16 protein-coding genes are annotated in these 19,894 nt (G+C 56.3%); 14 read left to right on the forward strand and 2 right to left on the reverse strand.

Annotated features, from left to right (window positions below):
- The 14 genes from PUV54_RS10545 (at position 1) to lpdA (ending at position 17,879) form a co-directional block, all read left to right on the forward strand.
- Positions 1 to 438, forward strand: a complete 438-nt coding sequence (locus PUV54_RS10545) for a hypothetical protein (RefSeq protein WP_274492198.1) — start codon at positions 1 to 3, stop codon at positions 436 to 438.
- Between the two features lie 164 nt (positions 439 to 602).
- Positions 603 to 1,523, forward strand: a complete 921-nt coding sequence (gene murB, locus PUV54_RS10550) for a UDP-N-acetylmuramate dehydrogenase (RefSeq protein ID WP_274492199.1) — start codon at positions 603 to 605, stop codon at positions 1,521 to 1,523.
- A complete protein-coding gene (locus PUV54_RS10555) occupies positions 1,520 to 2,446 on the forward strand; it encodes a D-alanine--D-alanine ligase (protein ID WP_274492200.1) in 927 nt (308 codons plus the stop codon). Before murB ends, PUV54_RS10555 begins: the two co-directional genes overlap by 4 nt.
- Positions 2,434 to 3,303: a cell division protein FtsQ/DivIB gene (locus PUV54_RS10560; RefSeq protein WP_274492201.1), complete on the forward strand. Its 870-nt coding sequence runs from the start codon at positions 2,434 to 2,436 to the stop codon at positions 3,301 to 3,303. Before PUV54_RS10555 ends, PUV54_RS10560 begins: the two co-directional genes overlap by 13 nt.
- A gap of 20 nt (positions 3,304 to 3,323) precedes the next feature.
- A complete protein-coding gene (gene ftsA / locus PUV54_RS10565; protein ID WP_274492202.1) occupies positions 3,324 to 4,604 on the forward strand; it encodes a cell division protein FtsA in 1,281 nt (426 codons plus the stop codon).
- A gap of 149 nt (positions 4,605 to 4,753) precedes the next feature.
- Positions 4,754 to 6,304: a cell division protein FtsZ gene (gene ftsZ / locus PUV54_RS10570; protein WP_274492203.1), complete on the forward strand. Its 1,551-nt coding sequence runs from the start codon at positions 4,754 to 4,756 to the stop codon at positions 6,302 to 6,304.
- Between the two features lie 244 nt (positions 6,305 to 6,548).
- The gene (gene lpxC / locus PUV54_RS10575) at positions 6,549 to 7,445 is read left to right on the forward strand and encodes a UDP-3-O-acyl-N-acetylglucosamine deacetylase (RefSeq protein ID WP_274492204.1); all 897 of its coding nucleotides are present in this window, start codon (positions 6,549 to 6,551) and stop codon (positions 7,443 to 7,445) included.
- A gap of 90 nt (positions 7,446 to 7,535) precedes the next feature.
- Positions 7,536 to 8,489 carry an outer membrane protein assembly factor BamD gene (locus tag PUV54_RS10580; RefSeq protein WP_274492205.1) on the forward strand — a complete coding sequence of 318 codons (954 nt, stop codon included), beginning with the start codon at positions 7,536 to 7,538 and terminating at the stop codon, positions 8,487 to 8,489.
- A gap of 108 nt (positions 8,490 to 8,597) precedes the next feature.
- Positions 8,598 to 10,325, forward strand: coding sequence for a DNA repair protein RecN (recN, locus tag PUV54_RS10585; RefSeq protein WP_274492206.1), 1,728 nt, complete (start codon positions 8,598 to 8,600; stop codon positions 10,323 to 10,325).
- 19 nt (positions 10,326 to 10,344) lie between these two features.
- Positions 10,345 to 12,510: an NAD-dependent DNA ligase LigA gene (ligA, locus tag PUV54_RS10590; protein ID WP_274492207.1), complete on the forward strand. Its 2,166-nt coding sequence runs from the start codon at positions 10,345 to 10,347 to the stop codon at positions 12,508 to 12,510.
- A gap of 220 nt (positions 12,511 to 12,730) precedes the next feature.
- On the forward strand, positions 12,731 to 13,963 hold the full coding sequence (locus tag PUV54_RS10595) for a 3-methyl-2-oxobutanoate dehydrogenase (2-methylpropanoyl-transferring) subunit alpha (protein WP_274492208.1): 1,233 nt from the start codon (positions 12,731 to 12,733) through the stop codon (positions 13,961 to 13,963).
- 3 nt (positions 13,964 to 13,966) lie between these two features.
- On the forward strand, positions 13,967 to 14,983 hold the full coding sequence (locus PUV54_RS10600; protein ID WP_274492209.1) for an alpha-ketoacid dehydrogenase subunit beta: 1,017 nt from the start codon (positions 13,967 to 13,969) through the stop codon (positions 14,981 to 14,983).
- Positions 14,983 to 16,308 (forward strand): dihydrolipoamide acetyltransferase family protein, encoded by a 1,326-nt coding sequence (locus PUV54_RS10605; protein ID WP_274492210.1) that lies wholly within the window; start codon positions 14,983 to 14,985, stop codon positions 16,306 to 16,308. The genes PUV54_RS10600 and PUV54_RS10605 overlap by 1 nt, the downstream gene beginning before the upstream one ends.
- A 182-nt stretch (positions 16,309 to 16,490) precedes the next feature.
- Entirely contained in the window at positions 16,491 to 17,879 is a 1,389-nt protein-coding gene (lpdA, locus tag PUV54_RS10610) for a dihydrolipoyl dehydrogenase (protein ID WP_274492211.1), read from the forward strand.
- A gap of 49 nt (positions 17,880 to 17,928) precedes the next feature.
- Here lpdA and PUV54_RS10615 read toward each other — a convergent pair whose 3' ends face one another.
- On the reverse strand, positions 17,929 to 18,495 hold the full coding sequence (locus PUV54_RS10615) for a hypothetical protein (RefSeq protein ID WP_274492212.1): 567 nt from the start codon (positions 18,493 to 18,495) through the stop codon (positions 17,929 to 17,931).
- Positions 18,496 to 18,645: 150 nt separating this feature from the next.
- Entirely contained in the window at positions 18,646 to 19,665 is a 1,020-nt protein-coding gene (locus tag PUV54_RS10620) for a hypothetical protein (protein ID WP_274492213.1), read from the reverse strand.
- Positions 19,666 to 19,894 lie beyond the last annotated feature (229 nt).

Consider the following 19,894-nt stretch of genomic DNA (forward strand, 5'->3'; position numbering starts at 1 on the left):
ATGTTCAGATCACTTTTCGCCACAATTTCAGTGCTCTTTCTTTTCACATCGCAAGCCATCGCATGCTCGTGCGCCCAGTTTGAAAGTATTGAAGAACATGTTGGCATATCTGATGTTATTTTTATCGGCGCTGCAGAGAAAACAGGTAGAACGTTAAGCGGTTTATTTGGTTCTGAATACAATCGCAGCACACGATTTTCAGTAGCTGAAATGCTTAAGGGCGAGAAAGACGAAAAACTATTTGTGACGCATTATTTGAGTCTAGACTATGGAGCAAATTGTGGACTTACCTTCGAAAAGGGCGTCGAATATTTGGTTTTTGCCTTCCGAAGACAGAATGGATCTCTAACGACGCACAGTTGCATGCGTACGCGTAAGAAAAGTGAGTTCCCTGACGGCTTGTTGGAAGAATACCGCGAAGTGATTAACCCAGGTTAATGGTTTTACCTGTCGCCATGCATCCGAATAGTGAAGTTAGGCTGGTTTCCCCGCTCACCCCGGCGAAAGCCGGGGGCCAGTTAAAACAAAATGACGGGCTTTGCCCGGCTTTATACTTATGCTGGATCCCGGCTTTCGCCGGGATGACCGGGTGGAGGGATTAGGTGAAAAAAATCACCGTCCAATACCTCCCCACTGTCCGTGGCAAGTATATCGAGAACGCGGATCTCTCTGCGCTCACTTGGTTTCGCGTGGGCGGGCTGGCGGATGTGTTGTTCATGCCTGCCGATGAGCAAGACGTGTCGCATTTCCTGAAAGAAACGCCGGAAGAAATTCCGGTTTACGTTATGGGCGTCGGCTCGAACCTGCTGGTGCGCGATGGCGGCGTGCGCGGTGTTGTTATCCGTTTCGGTTCACCGTTTCGCCAAGTACATGTGGAGGGGATGCGCGTCACCGCCGGTGCGGGATGTATAGACGCGCAGGTCGCAAAACGCGCGGCGCAGGAAGGCGTGGCGGGGCTCGAATTCTTTCGCGGCGTGCCGGGCACGATCGGCGGCGCGATAAAAATGAACGCCGGCGCTTATGGCGGCGAGGTAAAAGACGTGCTTGTCGAGGCAGTCGCCTATGACCGCAAGGGCGAGCGGCGGGTTCTTTCGAACGCCGATCTCGGGTTTTCCTATCGTCATTCATCAGCGCCTGATGATCTAATCTTCATCAGCGCAACTTTTGAAGGCACGCCTGACGAGCCCGACGCCATCATCGCCCGCATGGACAAGATCAGCGCCGAGCGTGAAGCCTCGCAGCCGATCCGCGAGCGAACGGGCGGGTCGACCTTCGCCAATCCCGACGTGGAAAAATCAGGCGGCCGCAAAGCCTGGCAGCTCATCGATGAAATCGGCGGACGCGGGCGCATCGTCGGCGACGCGCAGGTTTCTGAGCGCCACTGCAATTTCATGATCAACCGCGGCGACGCGACAGCGGCGGATTTGGAAGAGTTAATAGAGTCTTTACGTAAGGATGTCTTAACAAAAACAGGCGTTGAGTTGCGCTGGGAAATCAAGCGCGTAGGTGAGGCATCGCGATGACAAAAAAATACAACCGCATCGCAGTTCTGAAAGGCGGATGGTCGCCAGAGCGCGAAGTTTCGCTGGTTTCCGGCGCGGCGGCGGCGAAAGCCCTGCGAGAAGCCGGGTATGAGTCTTATGAAATCGACGTTGACCGCGACATCGCCTTGCGTCTCGCCGAGGCAAAACCCGACGCTGTCTTCAATGCGCTGCATGGGCAATGGGGCGAGGACGGGTGTGTGCAAGGTATCCTCGAGGTGATGGACATTCCCTACACCCATTCCGGCGTTCTTGCTTCATCGCTCGCCATGGACAAGCAGCGTGCGAAAGCTGTTTTCGAGGATGCAAAAATTCCGTCGCCTTACGGCGTCATCGTTTCGCGCGAAGAGGCCGCTGGCGGCAAGGTCATGTCCGCGCCTTATGTGATCAAACCGAATGCGCAAGGCTCATCTGTTGGCGTTTTCATCGTGCACGAAGGCGACAACCGCCCGCCAGCGGAACTGACGTCAGAAAAATGGTCGCTCGGCGATGACGTGCTTGTCGAGAAATTCATACCCGGCCGCGAGCTTACCGTTTCCGTCATGGGCGACCGCGCGCTTTGCGTCACAGAGATTACGACCGCGCTCACTTTTTACGATTACGAAGCCAAATATGCTTCCGGCGGTTCTAGCCATGTGGTGCCGGCGGATATTCCGGCGGATATCACCGAACAATGCCTCGATATGGCGCTGCGCGCGCATCAATCGCTCGGTTGCAGAGGCCTGTCGCGTTCGGATTTTCGCTATGATGAAAACGCGGACGGCGACAAGGTTTTCTGTCTCGAAGTCAACACGCAACCGGGCCTGACGCCGACATCCTTGTCGCCGGAGCAGGCTGCGCATCTCGGGATTTCATTTCCTGAGCTTTGCGCTTGGATGGTGGAGGACGCCTCATGCCAAAGATGAAAAAGAAAGCCACGCGCAAAAAATCATCGCGGAAAAAGGAACTGACTTTTTTCGATCGTATTGCAACTATATGGACGCGTTTTTCCTATGCTGCGCTTGCCAGTTCCGTGTTGCTTGCGATTGTCGCGGTCGGATTTTTATGGGCGGGCGGATATTTCGGCCTTGCTGGCGAACAATTGAACCGTTTCGCTGGCGAGCGCGCGGTTTCCGCAGGGCTGGAAATCGAACGCATCACGGCGCGCGGAATGTCGCGCGCGAGCGAAGAAGAAATTCTGAACGCCATCGGCCCTGTCATCGGTTCCTCGATCATGCACTTCGATGCTGACCGCGCCCGCGCTGCTGTTGAGCAGATCGGTTGGGTGCGTGTCGCTGCCGTTTCCCGCTTGTTCCCGAATACGGTGCATGTTTCGGTGCGTGAGCGCGAACCGGCTGCGGTCTGGCAGCTTTCCGGTGATTTGCATTTGATCGATGGTGAGGGGGCGGTAATCCGCGAAGTGAACGCATACGAGTATGCCGATCTGCCGCTGATTGTCGGGGCCGGCGCGCCCGGCGCTGCGAGCGATATGCTCAAAGCGCTGCAGGCCGAGCCTTTGCTTTGGGGGCGTGCGTCAGCGCTTATCCGGGTCAGTGACCGGCGCTGGAACCTGAAAACCCGCGAAGGGATCGACATCAAGTTTCCCGAAACCGGCGAGCGCGCCGCCGTCAGGTATCTCGCGCGTTTACAGGATGAAACGCGCCTCCTTGACGATATGCTCGAATATATTGATCTTCGCAACCCGGATTACTTCGTTTACAGACGAAAGGGTGGTGCTTCAAACGAACAGCCGCTCGGCAGATTGAAAAACGAAGCGCTTTAGGTCGCTAAGAGAGGTCAGGCGTGGCGCATTTGCGCAGCATTAAAAACCGCAAACGGGATGAAACGGCGATCGCCGCCCTGGACATAGGGGCGTCGAAAGTCGCCTGTTTTGTCGCCCGGATATCTCAAGAACCGGGATTTGCGCCGCAGGCGGAAGTCATTGGCGTTGGTTGTTATGGCGCGCCATTGAGATCGCGCGCAACGCCTGATGATGTCGAGACCGGCGTCAGGAACGCTGTTGAGGCTGCTGAACGGATGGCGGGCCAGCAGGTTGACCGTGTTATCGTATCCGTGCCGGGCAAACATTTGCGTGCGCGCCGCATTGGCGTCGATATGGAAATTGTCGGCGGTATTGTCGCGCAGGAAGATGTGGACGACACGCTGGCCGAGGGCGCCAAAATTGCGACGCCGCCGGATTGCGCGCCCCTTCACGCCATGCCGACGAACTTCAGGGTCGATGGCGAAGATGGCTTTGCCGACCCGCTTGGTTTCTCAGGTTCAACCCTTTCCACGGAAATGTTTTCGGTTAGCGCCAAGCAAAGTTATCTCGACAACATGGCGGATATAATCGAGCGATGCGATCTCGACGCCAGCGCGTTTGTGGCTGCGCCCTTTGCTGCTGCGGAAGCGGTGCTTCTCGAAGACGAAAAAGAACTCGGCGTCGTGCTGATCGATATCGGCGCCGTCTCCACTGGTTTCGCTGTTTACGACAACAGCGCATTGATCGCCTGTGGCGGCGTGCCAGCGGGCGGCGGGCACATTACGCGGGATATCGCGCAAATTTTTGGTGCGCCGCTTGCCCATGCAGAACGCATGAAAACCCTTTACGGTTCCGCACTTGCCGGGCCTGGCGATGAACACCGGTTTGTGGACTTCCCACAGTTAGGGATCGCCGATGAAACAGCGCGTGCTTCGCGAGCCGATGTTGCGGAAGTGATCCTGCCGCGGCTTGAGGAAATTTTTGAACTGGTTGCGGAACAACTCCCCGATGATCCAATGCAGCGTTCAGGCTTGAGGCGTGTTGTTCTAACCGGCGGCGGGTCTTTGCTTGTCGGCGCCCGTGAAGTTTCTGAACGCGTGCTCGCCATGAAGGGCAGGTTAGGGCGCCCCATCGCCATTCCCGGTTCACCAGAAGCGGCGGGCGCGCCAGCGTTTTCCGTTTGCGCGGGGCTTGTTCAGCATTACGCGAATTTAGGGCGGGATAGCGAAAATACGCTTGGCGTTTTGCACCAATCACTTCAAGCAGGAAATCAATCGTCCGTGTTCGGCGGCGTTGAAGCTTGGCTCAGGGCGAAATTTTAAGAGATTCATTTGTTCGTTAAGGCGGCGTTAACCTTTTGGAAAGGGTTCTGAACGATTCTTTAACGAATGAATTAACCAAACGGGGTTTCCTGCATCTCAATGATGCAAACTGGGGCGGCCCTCCACCTTGCGCATAACCGGAGACATTCATGCCACTCAATCTTAGCGTTCCTGAACTCACTGAATTGAAACCGCGCATTACGGTTATTGGTGTCGGCGGGGCCGGCGGCAATGCCGTAAACAACATGATCGAAAGTCAGCTGGAAGGCGTTGACTTTGTTGTCGCAAATACTGACGCGCAAGCAGTTGGGCTGGCTAAGGCTGAAAAAAAGATTCAGCTCGGCGTGAAGACGACACAAGGCCTCGGCGCTGGGTCCATTCCTGATATCGGGCGTGCTGCGGCTGAGGAGTCCCTCGATGAAATTCTCGAGCATGTGGGTAATGCGCACATGCTGTTCGTCACTGCCGGTATGGGCGGCGGCACTGGTACTGGCGCGGCGCCGGTGATCGCCAAGGCTGCAAAAGAGCGGGATATTTTAACTGTCGGCGTTGTCACGAAGCCGTTCCATTTCGAGGGCGCGAGGCGCATGCGTCTTGCCAGCTCTGGTATTGAAGAGCTGCAAAAGCATGTCGATACGCTGCTGATCATTCCGAACCAGAATCTATTCTCAATCGCCAATGAGCGCACAACATTCCATGAAGCGTTCGCCATGGCGGATCAGGTGCTGCATTCGGGCGTTCGCGGCATCACCGATCTAATGGTCATGCCGGGCCTTATCAATCTCGACTTCGCTGACGTGCGCACAGTGATGAGCGAGATGGGCAAAGCGATGATGGGTACAGGCGAGGCTGAAGGCGAAAAACGCGCTATCCAGGCCGCCGAGGCCGCGATTTCCAACCCGCTCCTTGATGAAGTGTCCATGAAAGGCGCCAAGGGCGTTCTCATCAATATCACCGGGTCCATGGACATGACGCTGTTTGAGGTTGATGAAGCGGCGAACCGGATCCGCGCCGAGGTTGACCCTGACGCCAATATCATTGTCGGTTCGACATTTAATCAGGACCTCGAAGGCAAGGTTCGCGTTTCCGTGGTCGCAACGGGTATTGATATTGAAGAAAACGAAGTCGCGCGGCCGCAGATCAAGATCAATACCGGCGCAGTTTCTAAGCCATGGCGCGAGCCGGTAAATGTGGACAAGCCCGCTGTTGCGCCGAAACCTGATGTCGTGACGCCGCCATCGGCGCCGGCTGCTGCGGCCGCTACGCGTGCAGCGCCTCAGGCAATTCGGCCTACGGTTTCATCTTCAGCGTCTGCGGCGCAAAATCCCGTTGGCGACGTTCATGAACGAATCCGCAAGATGCTCACCGAAGGCGCCGCTGACCCGCGACCGTCTTCTCCTCTTGCGAAACCAACCAGTCCTGTACCGCAACGCTCGACCGTTCGGGCGGCTGACGAAGCGCATCGGCAGGGGCAAAACCCGTTTCGAAGCGCGCAAGCAATCGGGAAGCATTCTCTCGAAGCTGCAGTCGACATGTTCAAGGCCCTGAGCGGTGGCGAAGAGCGTCGCGAAACCGCGCCAGCGCGCGCGCCAGAGCCGGCGCCATCGAATCCCAACGCCCCGCGCGGCGACCTGTTTGACGATCAAGATGACGCTGATCTTGAAATTCCGTCTTTCTTACGGAAAAAGAAGACTGGATAAGCGTTCAAGAACTTGAAACTATTAGTAAAACCGCGCATGAGCCATTATGGCCATGCGCGTTTTTTTATGGCTCTTTGATAAGAATCCGCAATAAACCTTGATAATGCTTATGTTTCGCGCGCGCAAAAAATCTGTAAGCTACTATCGCCTGGGTCACGGTCCTGTTGCCTCGCCCGGTATTAACGGGTCAAATAAGGCAGGGTATGGGTATTTTTGGCGTATGGGGCGGGGGAGTAAGCATCGTATGAGTCTGCTGGCGCGGCAGCGAACCGTCCAAAAAGAAATTACGTTTTCAGGTGTTGGCTTGCATTCCGGCGTTGAATGCCGGGCTGTTTTGAGGCCGTCTGAAGCTGATGCCGGTATCGTTTTCAGGCGGACAGACCTTGATGGCGGCGCCAACCTTATCACAGCGTCGCCATCCCGAGTTGTGTTTGCCGATCACGGCACGACGCTGGCCAATGAGAGCGGCGTCAAAGTCGCTACAGTTGAACACATCATGGCGGCGCTCGCTTTGTGCGGCATCGACAATGTTGTGGTGGATGTTGAGGGCTCTGAAATCCCCATACTCGATGGCAGTTCCGCACAATTCGTGAGAGAAATTGCGGGTTCAGGATGCCTGGAGCTTATGGCGCGGCGCAAGCCGCTCGCCATTTATTCTCCGGTTCGCGTCGAGGATGGCGATCGTTTCATAGAGTTCACACCTGGACCACGACGTATTCATGTGGAAATTGATTTTGATAATTGCCTGATCGGCCGTCAGGCATTGACGCTCAATCTTGAAAACGAAGATGATCTGGCAAAACTGGCTTGCGCCCGGACATTCTGCCGTCTGGAAGAGGTTCAAGTCCTAAAGGATGCCGGGCTCATCCGGGGCGGCGCTCTTGCGAATTCGATCGTCGTCGATGGGAACAGGCTGTTAAATGAAGAGCCGCTTCGTGATCCCTCGGAGTTTGCGCTCCACAAGGCGCTTGATCTCATTGGGGACCTTTACCTGCTCGGAGCGCCCATCAACGGCACTATCACAGCCGTGAAACCGGGCCATGCGATCAATACCCGCGCGGCGCAGGAATTGCTGCAGCATTTTCAAGGTGATCAAACGGCGTCAGTGGAAGCGGCGGACGCCATGCGCGCCACAGCTTGAGGCCAGCAAGGCGTTTGACGAGGCGCCGTGTCCCCACTAGAAATCAGCGCAACGGGTTCGGTAGCCCCTTTTTTCAGAAAGGCGATTTTCGTGACGAGCCATATATCGGTATTTCGTAGGGTTGTTTTAGTTTTTGCCGCCTGTTCTGCGCTCGCGGCCTGTGGTTCTTCAGAAAAGAAAAAGTTCGCCTATGTCGAACGGCCTGTTGAAACGCTCTATTCCAACGCCATCGAGATGCTGGAACGAAAGCGCTACGAAGAAGCGATCGCTTACTTTGAAGAGGTAGAACGGCAACACCCATATTCGGCATGGGCGCGTCGGTCGATGCTGATGAAGGCTTTCGCCTATTATCAAGGCAATGATTATGACGACGCCGTTTCAGCGGTGGATCAATTTATTTCCCTGCACCCTGGCAACAAGGACGCCGCATACGCCTATTACCTGAAAGCCATGTGTTTTTATGAACGCATTCGTGATGTCGGACGCGATCAGGATTATACCAATAACGCTGTCGCATCACTCAATGATGTTATTCGCAGATATCCGAATACGGAATATGCGCGTGATGCGCGTTTGAAACTTGACCTGACCTTTGATCATTTGGCCGGTAAGGAAATGTATGTCGGCAGGTTCTATCTAAAACAGAATAAACATATCGCAGCGATTAACCGCTTCAAGAAAGTGATCACCGATTATCAGACGACAAGTCAGGTGCCCGAAGCGCTTTACCGGCTCGTTGAGTCTTATTTGGAGCTTGGCATTGTTGACGAGGCGCGTTCCGCCGCGGCTGTTCTTGGTCATAATTACCCCGGAACAGTCTGGTATCAGGACGCATATCGCCTGTTTGAAAACCGGGATATCCTCGCTGGCGGGTCTCGCTTGCCGGGCCGGACTTCGGACAAGCGCACCGTGCAGCAGACCGAAGAGCCGGAAATCGACCCGGATGAGATGCGTGCGATCGATCCGCCTTCGGCTGATGAGCTTGAGGATCTGGCTGAACGTGCGGATGACGATCTCGATCCCGCTGGTCCGACGCCCAACTGACCGCCGTTCGCGCCGCTTTAACACGCGTGCGAATTGCGATAATCAATGTCTTGATGAATTAACGCCTTTTTGGGCGCGGCGACGCCGCTGCCGACGGTGCGTATAGCGATGCTTACGGCTCTTCAAATTCAGGACTTTGTGCTGATCGACCAGGCGCGGTTGACGCTTGGGGCGGGCATGACGGCGCTGACCGGTGAAACGGGCGCCGGCAAGTCAATTTTGCTTGATGCGCTGGGGCTGGCCGTCGGGGGGCGTGCCGAACGTGGCGCCGTGCGGCAGGGCGCCAAACAGGGGATCGTCTCTGTAATTTTCGAGCCTCAATCAAATCACCCCGTCTGGAAAGTGCTTGAAGAAAACGGGCTTGATACTGGCGAGGATCAGGTAATTCTGCGCCGTGTTCAGGGTACGGACGGCCGCGGGCGGGGCTTCGTCAATGATCAGCCGGTCTCCATCCGCATGTTGCGGACTGTCGGCGAGACATTGATTGAAATTCATGGACAACATGACGGGCGGGGCTTCCTGACCGCCTCAGCGCATCGCGGTATGCTGGATGAGTTTGGCGGGCTCTCAAAGAAAGCTGACGCCATGCGCGCGCTGTGGCGCGACTGGCGTGACGCGGAAGAAGCGCTTGAAGAAAAAAAACGCGAGCGCGACGCCGCCATTCGTGAGGCGGATTACTTGCGGCATGTGGTTGGCGCTCTGGGCAAACTCGACCCGCAGGAAGACGAAGAGGCCGAGCTTGCCTTGCGCCGGGCCGAGCTGATGGCGTCGGACAAAATCGCTGATGACTTGAACGCCGCCGCCGCCGCCATGAGTGATGGCGGGTTTGATTCGAAACTGGCGGGAGCGCTGCGAAGGATAGAGCGGGCGGCCGCGCAGATGTCTGGTGACGACAACCCGCTGGCGAAACTTGCTGCGCGCCTCGACAGTGCGCTTAATGAAGCAGCGGAGGCGCGTAGCGCGCTAGACGATGCGATTGCGCGCTTCGGCGCCGATCCTGATGAGCTTGATCGGGTTGAAGAAAGACTCTTTGCGTTAAGGGCCGAGGCAAGAAAACATGGCGTCACGCCGGATGGCCTTTGCGGTTTTCTTGAAAAAGCGCGGCAGACACTAGACGACCTTGAGCAAGGAGAGGCGGCGTTCGGCGAACTCGAAGAAACGATGAGGAAAACGAAAGCGGCTTTTGAAAAAGAAGCGAAAGCGCTGTCGAAAGCCCGTGTTGAAGCGGCGAAAAAACTTGATCGCGCTGTTGCGAAGGAACTCGCGCCATTGAAACTCGGCAAGGCAGCCTTTGAAACGAAAGTCGCATCTGATGAATCCCATCCAACATCCGAAGGGTTTGATACAGTTGAGTTCATGGTGGCGACCAATCCCGGAGCCCCAGCAGGGCCTTTGAAAACAATTGCGTCAGGCGGTGAGCTGTCGCGGTTTGTGCTGGCGATGAAGGCGGCGTTGTCAGTAAAGGAAAACCGTACGGTTATCATTTTCGATGAAGTCGACGCCGGCGTTGGCGGCGCCGTTGCTGATGCAGTGGGCGAAAGGCTGGCGAGATTGGCCAGTGACGCGCAGGTGCTGGTGGTAACGCATAGCCCGCAAGTCGCCGCGCGCGCCGGATCGCACTGGCGGATTGAAAAGAAGCAAACAAAATCGACGACGCTGACAAAAGTGACGCCGCTTGAGCCTTCTGACCGGGAGGAAGAAATTGCGCGCATGCTTTCCGGCGCGGAAGTGACGGACGAGGCGCGTGCAGCCGCGCGAAGGCTTTTGAAAGAGCCGCTAGATCCTAACAAAACGGCGAAAAAACCAGCGCGGAAAAAGCTGGCCAAGACAGGCTAGGCAGAAGTACACCCGCGCCATGAGCAAAACAAAGAAAGCCGCTTCTATTCCCGTCAATAAACTGACGCCAGAACAAGCTGAAGCGGAGCTCGCGCAGCTTGCAACGGCGATCATGCGCGCCGATGAAGCCTATTACAAAAACGACCAGCCCGAGGTTACGGACGCAGAATACGACGCGATGCGCCGGCGCAATCTGCTGATCGAAAAGCGGTTTCCGAAACTGAAGCGAGATGACTCGCCAACAGACAAGGTTGGCGCGCCGCCCTCGACGAAGTTTGAAAAGTCAAAGCATGCGATCCCGATGCTATCGCTGGACAATGCATTTAACGACGATGATGTTGTTGAGTTTGATAAGCGCGTGCGGCGTTTTCTGGGCTTGGATGAAGAGGGCGCGGTTGCTTACACTGCAGAGCCAAAGATCGACGGCTTGTCGCTTAACCTTCGATATGAACAAGGCGTATTGAAAGTCGCGGCGACACGCGGCGACGGCCAGACCGGCGAGAACGTGACGGGCAATGCGTTAACTGTGGATGATATTCCGCAATCCATCAAGAATGCGCCGGCCGTGCTCGAAATACGTGGCGAGATCTACATGAGCCACAAAGATTTCGAAGCGTTGAATGCGCGTCTCGAAGCGGCCGGCGAAGATCAGTTCGCTAATCCGCGCAATGCCGCCGCCGGATCCTTGCGCCAGCTTGATGCAGCAATTACGTCGTCAAGACCGCTCAAGTTTTTCGCCTATACATGGGGTGAGCTCAGTGAGCCTATTGCCGAAACGCAATGGGAAGCCATCGGGCGGCTTAAAAAGTACGGGTTCAAAGTAAATGCGCTGACCAAACGCTGCGAGAGTGTTGGCGAAATGTTAGCGCAATACCGCAAGATCGAAGCGGAGCGCGCCAAGCTCGGTTACGATATTGACGGTGTTGTTTATAAGGTGGACAGGCTCGACCTGCAGGAACGCCTAGGATTTGTTTCGCGCCACCCGCGCTGGGCGACAGCCCATAAATTTCCAGCGGAAAAAGCGACAACCGTGCTTGAAGAGATCGACATTCAGGTTGGGCGTACGGGCAAGTTGACGCCAGTTGCACGTCTCACATCCGTAACTGTCGGTGGTGTCGTTGTATCCAATGCGACGCTGCACAATGCCGACTACATTGAAGAAAAAGATATTCGCGCTGGCGATACGGTGGTGATCCAGCGCGCTGGCGACGTCATTCCGCAGGTTGTCGAAGTCGTAAAGGAAAAGCGCCCTAAAGGCGCGCGGAAATTCAAATTTCCCGATGCTTGCCCCGTTTGCGGTTCTCACGCTGTCAACGAGGTGAACCCATCGACCGGCAAGGCGGATGTAGACCGCCGCTGCACTGGCGGGCTTATCTGCGCCGCACAGGCCAAAGAACGGTTAAAACATTTTGTATCGCGCCAAGCGTTTGACATCGAAGGGCTTGGAACGAAGCAAGTCGAGAATTTTTTTGATATTGAACTCATCAAGGAGCCTGCGGACATATTCACGCTGGAACGCCGTCAGGAACAAGGTGAAATCGATCTTTACACCTATAAAACAAAAAAAGACGGTGCATTTTCCCTAGACAAGGAAGGAAATAAGCAACCGACGAATACGAAATCGGTTGAGAACTTGTTTGCGGGCATCAATGCACGCAGAAATATTTCAAGCGCGCGCTTCATCAACGCGCTCGGCATCCGCCATGTGGGTGAGACCAATGCACGGCTGTTCGCCAGCCATTATGGCGGGTTTGAGGGGTTTTACGCAGCGGCGGTAAAGGGGCGCGATGAGGCGAGCGAAGCCTATCAGGATATGTTGTCCATTGACGGCGTTGGCGCGCTGGTGGCGCGCGGGGTGATCGACTTTTTCGACGAAGCCCACAATCGCGAAGCAGTGGATCATCTCTTAAAAGAAGTGACGCCTGAACCAGTGGAGGCGGTTTCATCTTCGAGCGAGGTCGCAGGCAAAACGGTGGTGTTTACAGGCACGCTTGAAACCATGACCCGCGATGAAGCAAAGGCGCGCGCCCAAAGCCTCGGCGCGAAAGTTTCCGGTTCAGTCTCAGGCAAGACCGATTATTTGGTCGCCGGATCAGGCGCGGGTTCGAAACTGAAGAAAGCAGAAGAGCTTGGCGTTACTGTGCTGACTGAGGAAGAATGGGTCAAACTCGCGCATTCATCATAAATGTTTCGCCACTGTTTGTGCTAAGCTTGCCAATGGATTTGGCAGAATCCGCCTCCTGAAACGTCCATAAAACGCGCCCTCGCTCTTTTTTCTGACTCTTAGCGCGAAGCATTGCGGTATAGCGCTTCCGCACGCTACACCCTCGCGAAAAGTAGCCAGATTTCAAAGCAATAGGGTTCGTCTGACAATGCCGTCAGGCGGTAGGAAACCGGAGAATTAAATGAGCGACGCCAAGCCGCTATCTCTCTACGTGCCGGAACCGGAATTCAGGCCCGGCGACAAACCTGACTTTTCCAATGTTGAAATTCCGCAGGCCGGGGCCGCGCCGCGCCCGCCAATTGATGTAGAGGCGGGAGACATTCGCGACCTTGCCTATACGATCATTCGCGTCATGAACCGCGAGGGCGACGCCGTTGGTCCGTGGGCGGACATGTTGAATGACGATCAGCTTAAAGAGGGGCTGGAGGATATGGTCCGTGTGCGCGCGTTTGACGCTCGCATGCTGATGGCGCAACGTCAGGGCAAAACCAGCTTTTACATGCAGGCGTTGGGCGAGGAAGCGATTGCCTGCGCTTTTTCCAAGGCGCTTCAACCGGGTGATATGAACTTTCCGACGTATCGCCAACAGGGTTTGTTGCTTTCGACCGACTATCCCATGGTCGACATGATGAACCAGATTTATTCGAATGCGGCTGATCCGTTAAAGGGCCGGCAGTTGCCGATTATGTACTGCTCGAAGGAGCACGGGTTTTTCACTATTTCCGGCAACCTCGCCACGCAATTCATTCAGGGCGTTGGCTGGGCCATGGCCTCAGCGATCAAGGGCGACACCAAAATCGCAACGTCCTGGATCGGCGAGGGCTCGACAGCGGAAAACGATTTTCATTCCGCACTCGTTTTTGCATCCACCTATCGCGCGCCTGTCGTCTTGAATATCGTCAATAATCAGTGGGCGATCTCGACGTTCCAAGGGATTGCGCGCGGAAAAGCGGCGACGTTTGCGTCGCGAGGGTTAGGCTTTGGCATTCCATCCTTGCGCGTTGACGGCAACGATTACCTGGCTGTCTACGCGGTCGCAAAATGGGCGGTTGACCGTGCACGCGCCGGGCATGGCCCGACGCTGATCGAACACGTCACCTATCGCATGGGCGGCCATTCCACTTCGGACGATCCGTCAGCTTACCGTTCCAAAGAAGAGGCTACCTCGTGGCCGCTTGGCGATCCGGTGGAGCGCCTGAAAGAATATCTCATCAAGCGCGGCGTCTGGTCAGATGCGCAGCATCATCAGATGCAGGAAATGCTCGAGATGCAGGTCGCCGAGGCGCAAAAGCAGGCCGAGAAAAACGGCACGCTCCATGACGGACCGCACTCATCGCCGGCGACTGTTTTTGACGATGTTTATCATGAAATGCCGCTGCACCTTCGCCGTCAGCGCCAGGAAGCGGGGCTTTAGTCAATGTCCAGAATGACGATGATTCAGGCGATCCGATCCGGCATGGATAACGCCATGGAAAAAGACGACAATGTTGTCGTCTTCGGCGAGGATGTCGGATTTTTTGGCGGCGTCTTTCGTTGTACGCAAGGGTTGCAGGAAAAATACGGCCGCCAGCGTTGCTTTGATGCGCCGATCAGCGAAAGCGGTATTGTCGGCGCTGCCATCGGCATGGCGGCCTATGGCATCCGGCCCTGTGTGGAAATTCAGTTTGCAGACTATATGTACCCTGCTTACGATCAGATCACACAGGAAGCCTCGCGTATCCGTTACCGCTCCGCGAACGACTTCACGGTTCCGATCGTGGTGCGGATGCCGACCGGCGGCGGCATTTTTGGCGGGCAGACACACAGCCAGAGCCCTGAGGCGTTGTTCGCCCACGTTTCCGGCATCAAGACAGTGATCCCATCAAACCCTTACGATGCGAAGGGGTTATTGATTTCCGCTATTGAAGATGAGGACCCGGTGATGTTTCTGGAGCCGAAGCGTCTTTATAACGGTCCGTTTGACGGTCACCATGACCGGCCGGTGACGCCCTGGTCGAAACATGAATTCGGTGAAGTGCCCGATGATTATTATACTGTGCCGCTGGGCAAGGCGGCTGTTCGGCGTGAGGGCGCGGACGTTACCGTCCTCGTTTACGGCACGATGGTTTATGTCGCCGAGGCGGCGGCTGAAGAGGCGGGCGTCGATGCGGAGATCATCGATCTGCGGACGATCCTGCCGCTTGATCTCGAGGCCATCGAAGAGTCGGTCAGGAAAACCGGCCGCTGCGTTATCGTTCACGAGGCGACTAAAACCTGCGGCTTTGGCGCGGAACTGATGGCGGTGGTCGCGGAGAGTTGTTTTTATCATCTCGAGGCGCCGATTATCCGTGTGACCGGATACGACACGCCTTATCCGCATGCGCATGAGTGGGAGTATTTCCCCGGTCCGAAACGCGTGGGCGACGCGCTTAAAAAAGTGATGGAGGCGGCGTAATGGGCGAACATGTCATCAAGCTGCCTGATGTGGGCGAAGGTGTCGCGGAAGCAGAACTCGTCGAATGGATGGTCGATATCGGCGCCAACGTGCGCGAGGACGAAGTGCTCGCCGCCGTGATGACCGACAAGGCGACGGTGGAAATTCCCTCGCCCGTTGAAGGCAAGGTGATCTGGCAGGGCGGCAAGGTCGGCGAGATTCTTTCGGTCGGCTCGCCGCTGATTCGTCTCGAAGTTGATGGCGCAGGCAATGTGAAACCGGGCGAAGCGCCGGAAGCGGCAAAGGACGAAGCGCCAAAATCAGAATCGAAAGGGCCCGAGCCAAAGGAAGCGAAAGCGCAGCCCAAGGAAGAAAAACCGAAAGCGGAACCGAAACCTGCGCCTAAACCGGCGCCGAAAGCGAACGGTGTTGCGTCTGGCGCCTTAGCGGCTGTGCCAAGAAAAGAAGGTGAGAAACCGCTGGCCTCTCCGGCGGTGCGCAAACGCGCGGCGGAGGCGGGAATTGATCTCAGGCGCGTTCCGGGTACGGGACCGGCGGGCCGCATTTCTCATGAAGACCTCGATGCGTTCATTGCCTCAGGCGGCGAAGGCGCTGTCGGTCGCGGCGCAGGATATGTGCGCAATACGAGCGTTACGGATGTTCCGGTCATCGGTCTGCGCCGAAAGATCGCGCAGCAGATGGAAGCGGCGAATGCGCGGATCGTGCCGATCACTTATGTCGACGAAATCGACATGACGGCGCTCGAAGATTTGCGCAAGGAGTTGAACGATACGCGCAAAGAGGGCCGGCCGAAGCTGACGATCCTGCCGTTCCTGATGCGCGCCATGGTAAAGGCGATTTCGGAACAGCCGCATCTCAATGCGATTTTCGATGATGAAGCGGGCGTCGTGCGCCAGCATGGCGGCGTTCATATCGGCATCGCCGCGCAAACGCCGAACGGTCTGATGGTGCCGGTGGTGCGCCATGCCGAGGCGCGCGACATCTGGGAGTGTGCCGAGGAAGTGGGCCGTCTTTCAGACGCCGCGAAATCGGGCAAGGCCTCACGCGATGAGCTGTCCGGTTCGACGATCACGATTACCTCGCTCGGCGCCATTGGCGGCATTGTCACGACGCCGGTGATCAATCATCCGGAAGTCGCCATTGTCGGCGTCAACAAGATGCAGACCCTGCCGCGGTGGAACGGATCGGAATTCGTTCCGCGCAAGATCATGAACCTGTCGTCGAGCTTCGACCATCGCGTTATCGACGGCTGGGACGCGGCAGTGTTCATCCAGCGCATCAAGGCGCTCATCGAAAACCCGGCGATGATATTTATTGAGAGCTAAAAAACTCCCTACCTCCCCCTTGAGGGGAGGTCGAAAGCGCGAAGGCGCTTTCGGGTGGGGGTGAAAATGTTTGGATAATCGGAAGACCTCATAGTCTTCCCCCCTCCCGAAACTGCGATGCAGTTTCGGCCTCCCCACGAGGGGGAGGCGGGATGTAGGACGAAAGACACAGGCGGAAGAACATGCAAGACATTCAATGCAAACTCCTCGTTATTGGCGCGGGGCCGGGCGGTTACGTGGCGGCGATCCGCGCCGGGCAACTGGGGCTCGATACGGTGATTGTCGAGGGACAGTATCACGGCGGCACCTGCCTTAATGTCGGCTGCATTCCGTCAAAGGCGATGATCCACGCGGCGGACGAGTTTGAAAAGGCGATGCATTTCGCTGGAGACTCAGCACTCGGCATTAAGGCGGGCAAGCCGGAAATTGATTTGAAAAAAACGGTTCTCTGGAAAGACGGTATCGTCAAACGCCTTACCGGCGGCGTCGGCGGACTTTTGAAGAAAAGCAAAGTGCGCGCGATCGATGGCTGGGCGACATTCGTTGACGGCCGCACCGTCGACGTCAAAGGCGGCGCTGAAGACGCGCGCATCCGCGCGGAGAATGTGATCATCGCGACGGGTTCGGTTCCGGTTGAGTTGCCGTTCATGCCGTTCGGCGACAACGTGATTTCATCAACCGAAGCGCTTGACCTCTCTTCGCCGCCGAACAATCTGGCCGTGGTCGGCGCCGGTTATATCGGCCTTGAGCTTGGCATTGCGCTCGCCAAGATGGGGTCGAAAGTCACTGTCGTCGAAGCGATGGATAAAATTCTCCCGCTCTATGACAAGGAACTGACGCGCCCTGTCGAAAAAACGCTGAAACGCCTGGGCGTTGAGGTGCTGCTCGGCGCCAAAGCCAAAGGCGCTTCGAAAAAAGGCCTCGATATCGAAACGGCGGACGGAAAAGCGGACACGATCAAAGCCGACAAGATTCTCGTCACTGTCGGGCGCGCACCGAAGACTGAGGGCTGGGGGCGTGAAAACCTCGTGCTCGATATGGACGGCCGTTACATCCAGATCGATGACAAGTGCCAGACGTCCATGACCGGCATTTACGCCATCGGCGACGTGACGGGCGAGCCGATGCTGGCGCACCGCGCCATGGCGCAGGGCGAAATGGTCGCGGAAATTATCGCCGGCCACAAACGGGTGTGGGACAAGCAGGCGATCCCCGCCGTGTGTTTCACCGATCCGGAAATCGTTTCCGTGGGGCTTTCCGCCGACGAAGCGAAATCATCCGGCTACGATGTAAAAACGCAGAACTTCCCTTTTTCAGCGAATGGCCGCGCCATGTCGATGGAAGCTGAAGACGGCTTCATCCGCGTCGTCGCGCGCAGCGACAATCATCTGGTGCTGGGGGTTCAGGCCGCGGGAAGGGGCGTATCGGAGCTTTCAACCGCCTTCGGTCTCGCCATTGAAATGGGCACGACGCTCGAAGATATTGCCGGCACGATCCACGCCCACCCGACGCTCGGCGAAGCCTTCCAGGAATCAGCGCTCAGAACGCTGGGGCATGCGCTGCATATATAAAAACGGCGCGCTCGCTTTGAGCGCGCCCCTTAAGAGGTTTTGGGAATGGCTATTGCCGGTCCTCTTCCATGTCTTCTTCGACATCTTTGGCTTCATCGCTGATGTCATCAGCGGTGTCCTCGATAGCGTCGCCAACATCGTCAACGCCGTCCACGACTACGTCAGCCACAGCATCAGCTACATTCTCGATGGCGCCGTCATGGCGATCCTGACGTTTTTCAAGCAGCGTTGCATACGCATCCGCCTCTTTTTCAAAGACCTCGGCCTGCGCCTCAATCGCATCGGCGAGGGCGTCGGCGTTGTCTTCTATGGCTTCTTCATCAATGCGGTCATTGCCGCGTTTGTCGGCCGCATCACGGATCGCATCAGCACGGTCGCGCGCGCGGTCTTCGCGTTCGTCAGCCCAGTCTTTAATCTGGTTTGGCGTCATGCCCTCGACCATGGCAGGGTCAAACTCCAGCCCAAGTTCAGCCGTAATGTCGGCTGAGGTAAGTGCGGAGGTTGCGGTTTCAGCGCTCGTCTTTGCATTGCTATTTTTTTCATTAGCGATTGCAAAAGCGGCCACAGACAGCGCGGCAGCGCCTGCGCCAGCGACAAGGATAATATTCGTTTTCATGTTCTGTTTCCTCTTACAGACTACGCCGAACAAACACGGCGCCCAGACCTAAGTTCCGTGTGCTGATGCAGTGTAAATGCAGGGAAAATGACGGGTTTTCGAAAATGTAATATTGAAATAGACGCGCCTTTCCCGCATGGCGCGCCTAATTTAAAAGTCGAGATTGAATCTGGAAAACGATCCGGTCACTTGCGGCGCCGCCAGAATGCCTGCATTTTTGAACAGCATAAGGATATGTTTACGCAAAACGCCATTGACCGGCTTATTCTTTGGCGCCAGCAGATCATTCACCGCCCACCCGACGCCCGGTAAGCGTTTCAGTTCCGCAACAGCGATCCGCTGGACTTCAGCATCGTAACGATAAAATACGCTAGCGCCTGATGCCGCCTCCCAAATGTAAGTATCGATACAATTATCATACTCACGCGCGGTGCGGATTAATTCGCCTCCTGTAGCGACGGGGCGCAAGACGCCGCCGTTCCCATCTGTCAAAGCCCCTGTAGGGGCTTGCGGAAAAGGGAGGCGTTCATAATGCGCCTCCACCCAATCACGAACATAACCAACATCGGACTTTTCAAGCGACGCGATAATTTGCCGATCGTTCAAATCAGTTCGCACGCGCCTTACAATTTCAAGACCAAACAATACGCATGACAGATCACGACGCCGTTTGATCTTCCTTAGAATGCCTAACTTCCGATAAGGTTCTGGCAAGCGCAGCATCATAATTAGATGCCAGCGTGTGATGTGGGGCAGGTGACAAAGCGTCTTCCGCGCATGTGGTTCAGCGTAGAGCGCCGCAAGCCTTTGGTAGCTTGCAGCCCGCCAAACATAGCCGGCAAGTTTGCCAGACAAACGGGCAAGGTTTGGTTCCGCTTCAGGTGCAAACTCGGAGAGCAGTGATTTACGCGTGCGCCGCCCCAGCCCGCACGAGAATGCAGCGAGATGATCGGCGTCATCGCGCTTTACACCCATCAGCGATAGGCACAGCGCGATGAAATGCAGTTCCGTCCGGCGCAGGTGCAATACGCGCGCGGCGATGTCATCATTATGCCCGGCGATAAAGCCGATATAAGGCGTCAGCCAGCCATAGGGGCCGCCCGCTTCGCGTCGCGCCAAAGCGGTGACAGGCGTAAACGCCCGGGGCCCCGAAACTTTGTGGAAAGTCATGGGATTTCTTTCTTTCAGATTTTTATTTCAAGCGGCGGTCGGCGAAAATTTCGCCCCGCCTATCTGAAAGAAAGGCGGCGCAGTCAGATCGCGTTTAGCCGATGCTGTTTGCGCTGTTTCATCCATTGCTCCTTTGGCCTCTCTGTCTCATGGCAGAGAGGATGCGCGGGATAGTTGAAAGCGGGGAGAAAGGCAAGGGGTAAAAATGCAACAATATTGTACCCTCTCA

It is taken from the genome of Hyphococcus flavus (genome assembly GCF_028748065.1).
GTDB classification, from domain to species: domain Bacteria; phylum Pseudomonadota; class Alphaproteobacteria; order Caulobacterales; family Parvularculaceae; genus Hyphococcus; species Hyphococcus flavus.

What these genes read in the sequence shown, in the direction of transcription:
- PUV54_RS10620 (WP_274492213.1), bottom strand. Translation starts at nt 19,665, where the DNA reads ATGACTTTCCACAAAGTTTCGGGGCCCCGGGCGTTTACGCCTGTCACC.
- lpxC (WP_274492204.1), top strand. Translation starts at nt 6,549, where the DNA reads ATGAGTCTGCTGGCGCGGCAGCGAACCGTCCAAAAAGAAATTACGTTT.
- PUV54_RS10605 (WP_274492210.1), top strand. Translation starts at nt 14,983, where the DNA reads ATGGGCGAACATGTCATCAAGCTGCCTGATGTGGGCGAAGGTGTCGCG.
- ligA (WP_274492207.1), top strand. Translation starts at nt 10,345, where the DNA reads ATGAGCAAAACAAAGAAAGCCGCTTCTATTCCCGTCAATAAACTGACG.
- PUV54_RS10615 (WP_274492212.1), bottom strand. Translation starts at nt 18,495, where the DNA reads ATGAAAACGAATATTATCCTTGTCGCTGGCGCAGGCGCTGCCGCGCTG.
- PUV54_RS10600 (WP_274492209.1), top strand. Translation starts at nt 13,967, where the DNA reads ATGTCCAGAATGACGATGATTCAGGCGATCCGATCCGGCATGGATAAC.
- lpdA (WP_274492211.1), top strand. Translation starts at nt 16,491, where the DNA reads ATGCAAGACATTCAATGCAAACTCCTCGTTATTGGCGCGGGGCCGGGC.
- PUV54_RS10595 (WP_274492208.1), top strand. Translation starts at nt 12,731, where the DNA reads ATGAGCGACGCCAAGCCGCTATCTCTCTACGTGCCGGAACCGGAATTC.
- PUV54_RS10555 (WP_274492200.1), top strand. Translation starts at nt 1,520, where the DNA reads ATGACAAAAAAATACAACCGCATCGCAGTTCTGAAAGGCGGATGGTCG.
- PUV54_RS10545 (WP_274492198.1), top strand. Translation starts at nt 1, where the DNA reads ATGTTCAGATCACTTTTCGCCACAATTTCAGTGCTCTTTCTTTTCACA.
- recN (WP_274492206.1), top strand. Translation starts at nt 8,598, where the DNA reads ATGCTTACGGCTCTTCAAATTCAGGACTTTGTGCTGATCGACCAGGCG.
- PUV54_RS10560 (WP_274492201.1), top strand. Translation starts at nt 2,434, where the DNA reads ATGCCAAAGATGAAAAAGAAAGCCACGCGCAAAAAATCATCGCGGAAA.
- ftsZ (WP_274492203.1), top strand. Translation starts at nt 4,754, where the DNA reads ATGCCACTCAATCTTAGCGTTCCTGAACTCACTGAATTGAAACCGCGC.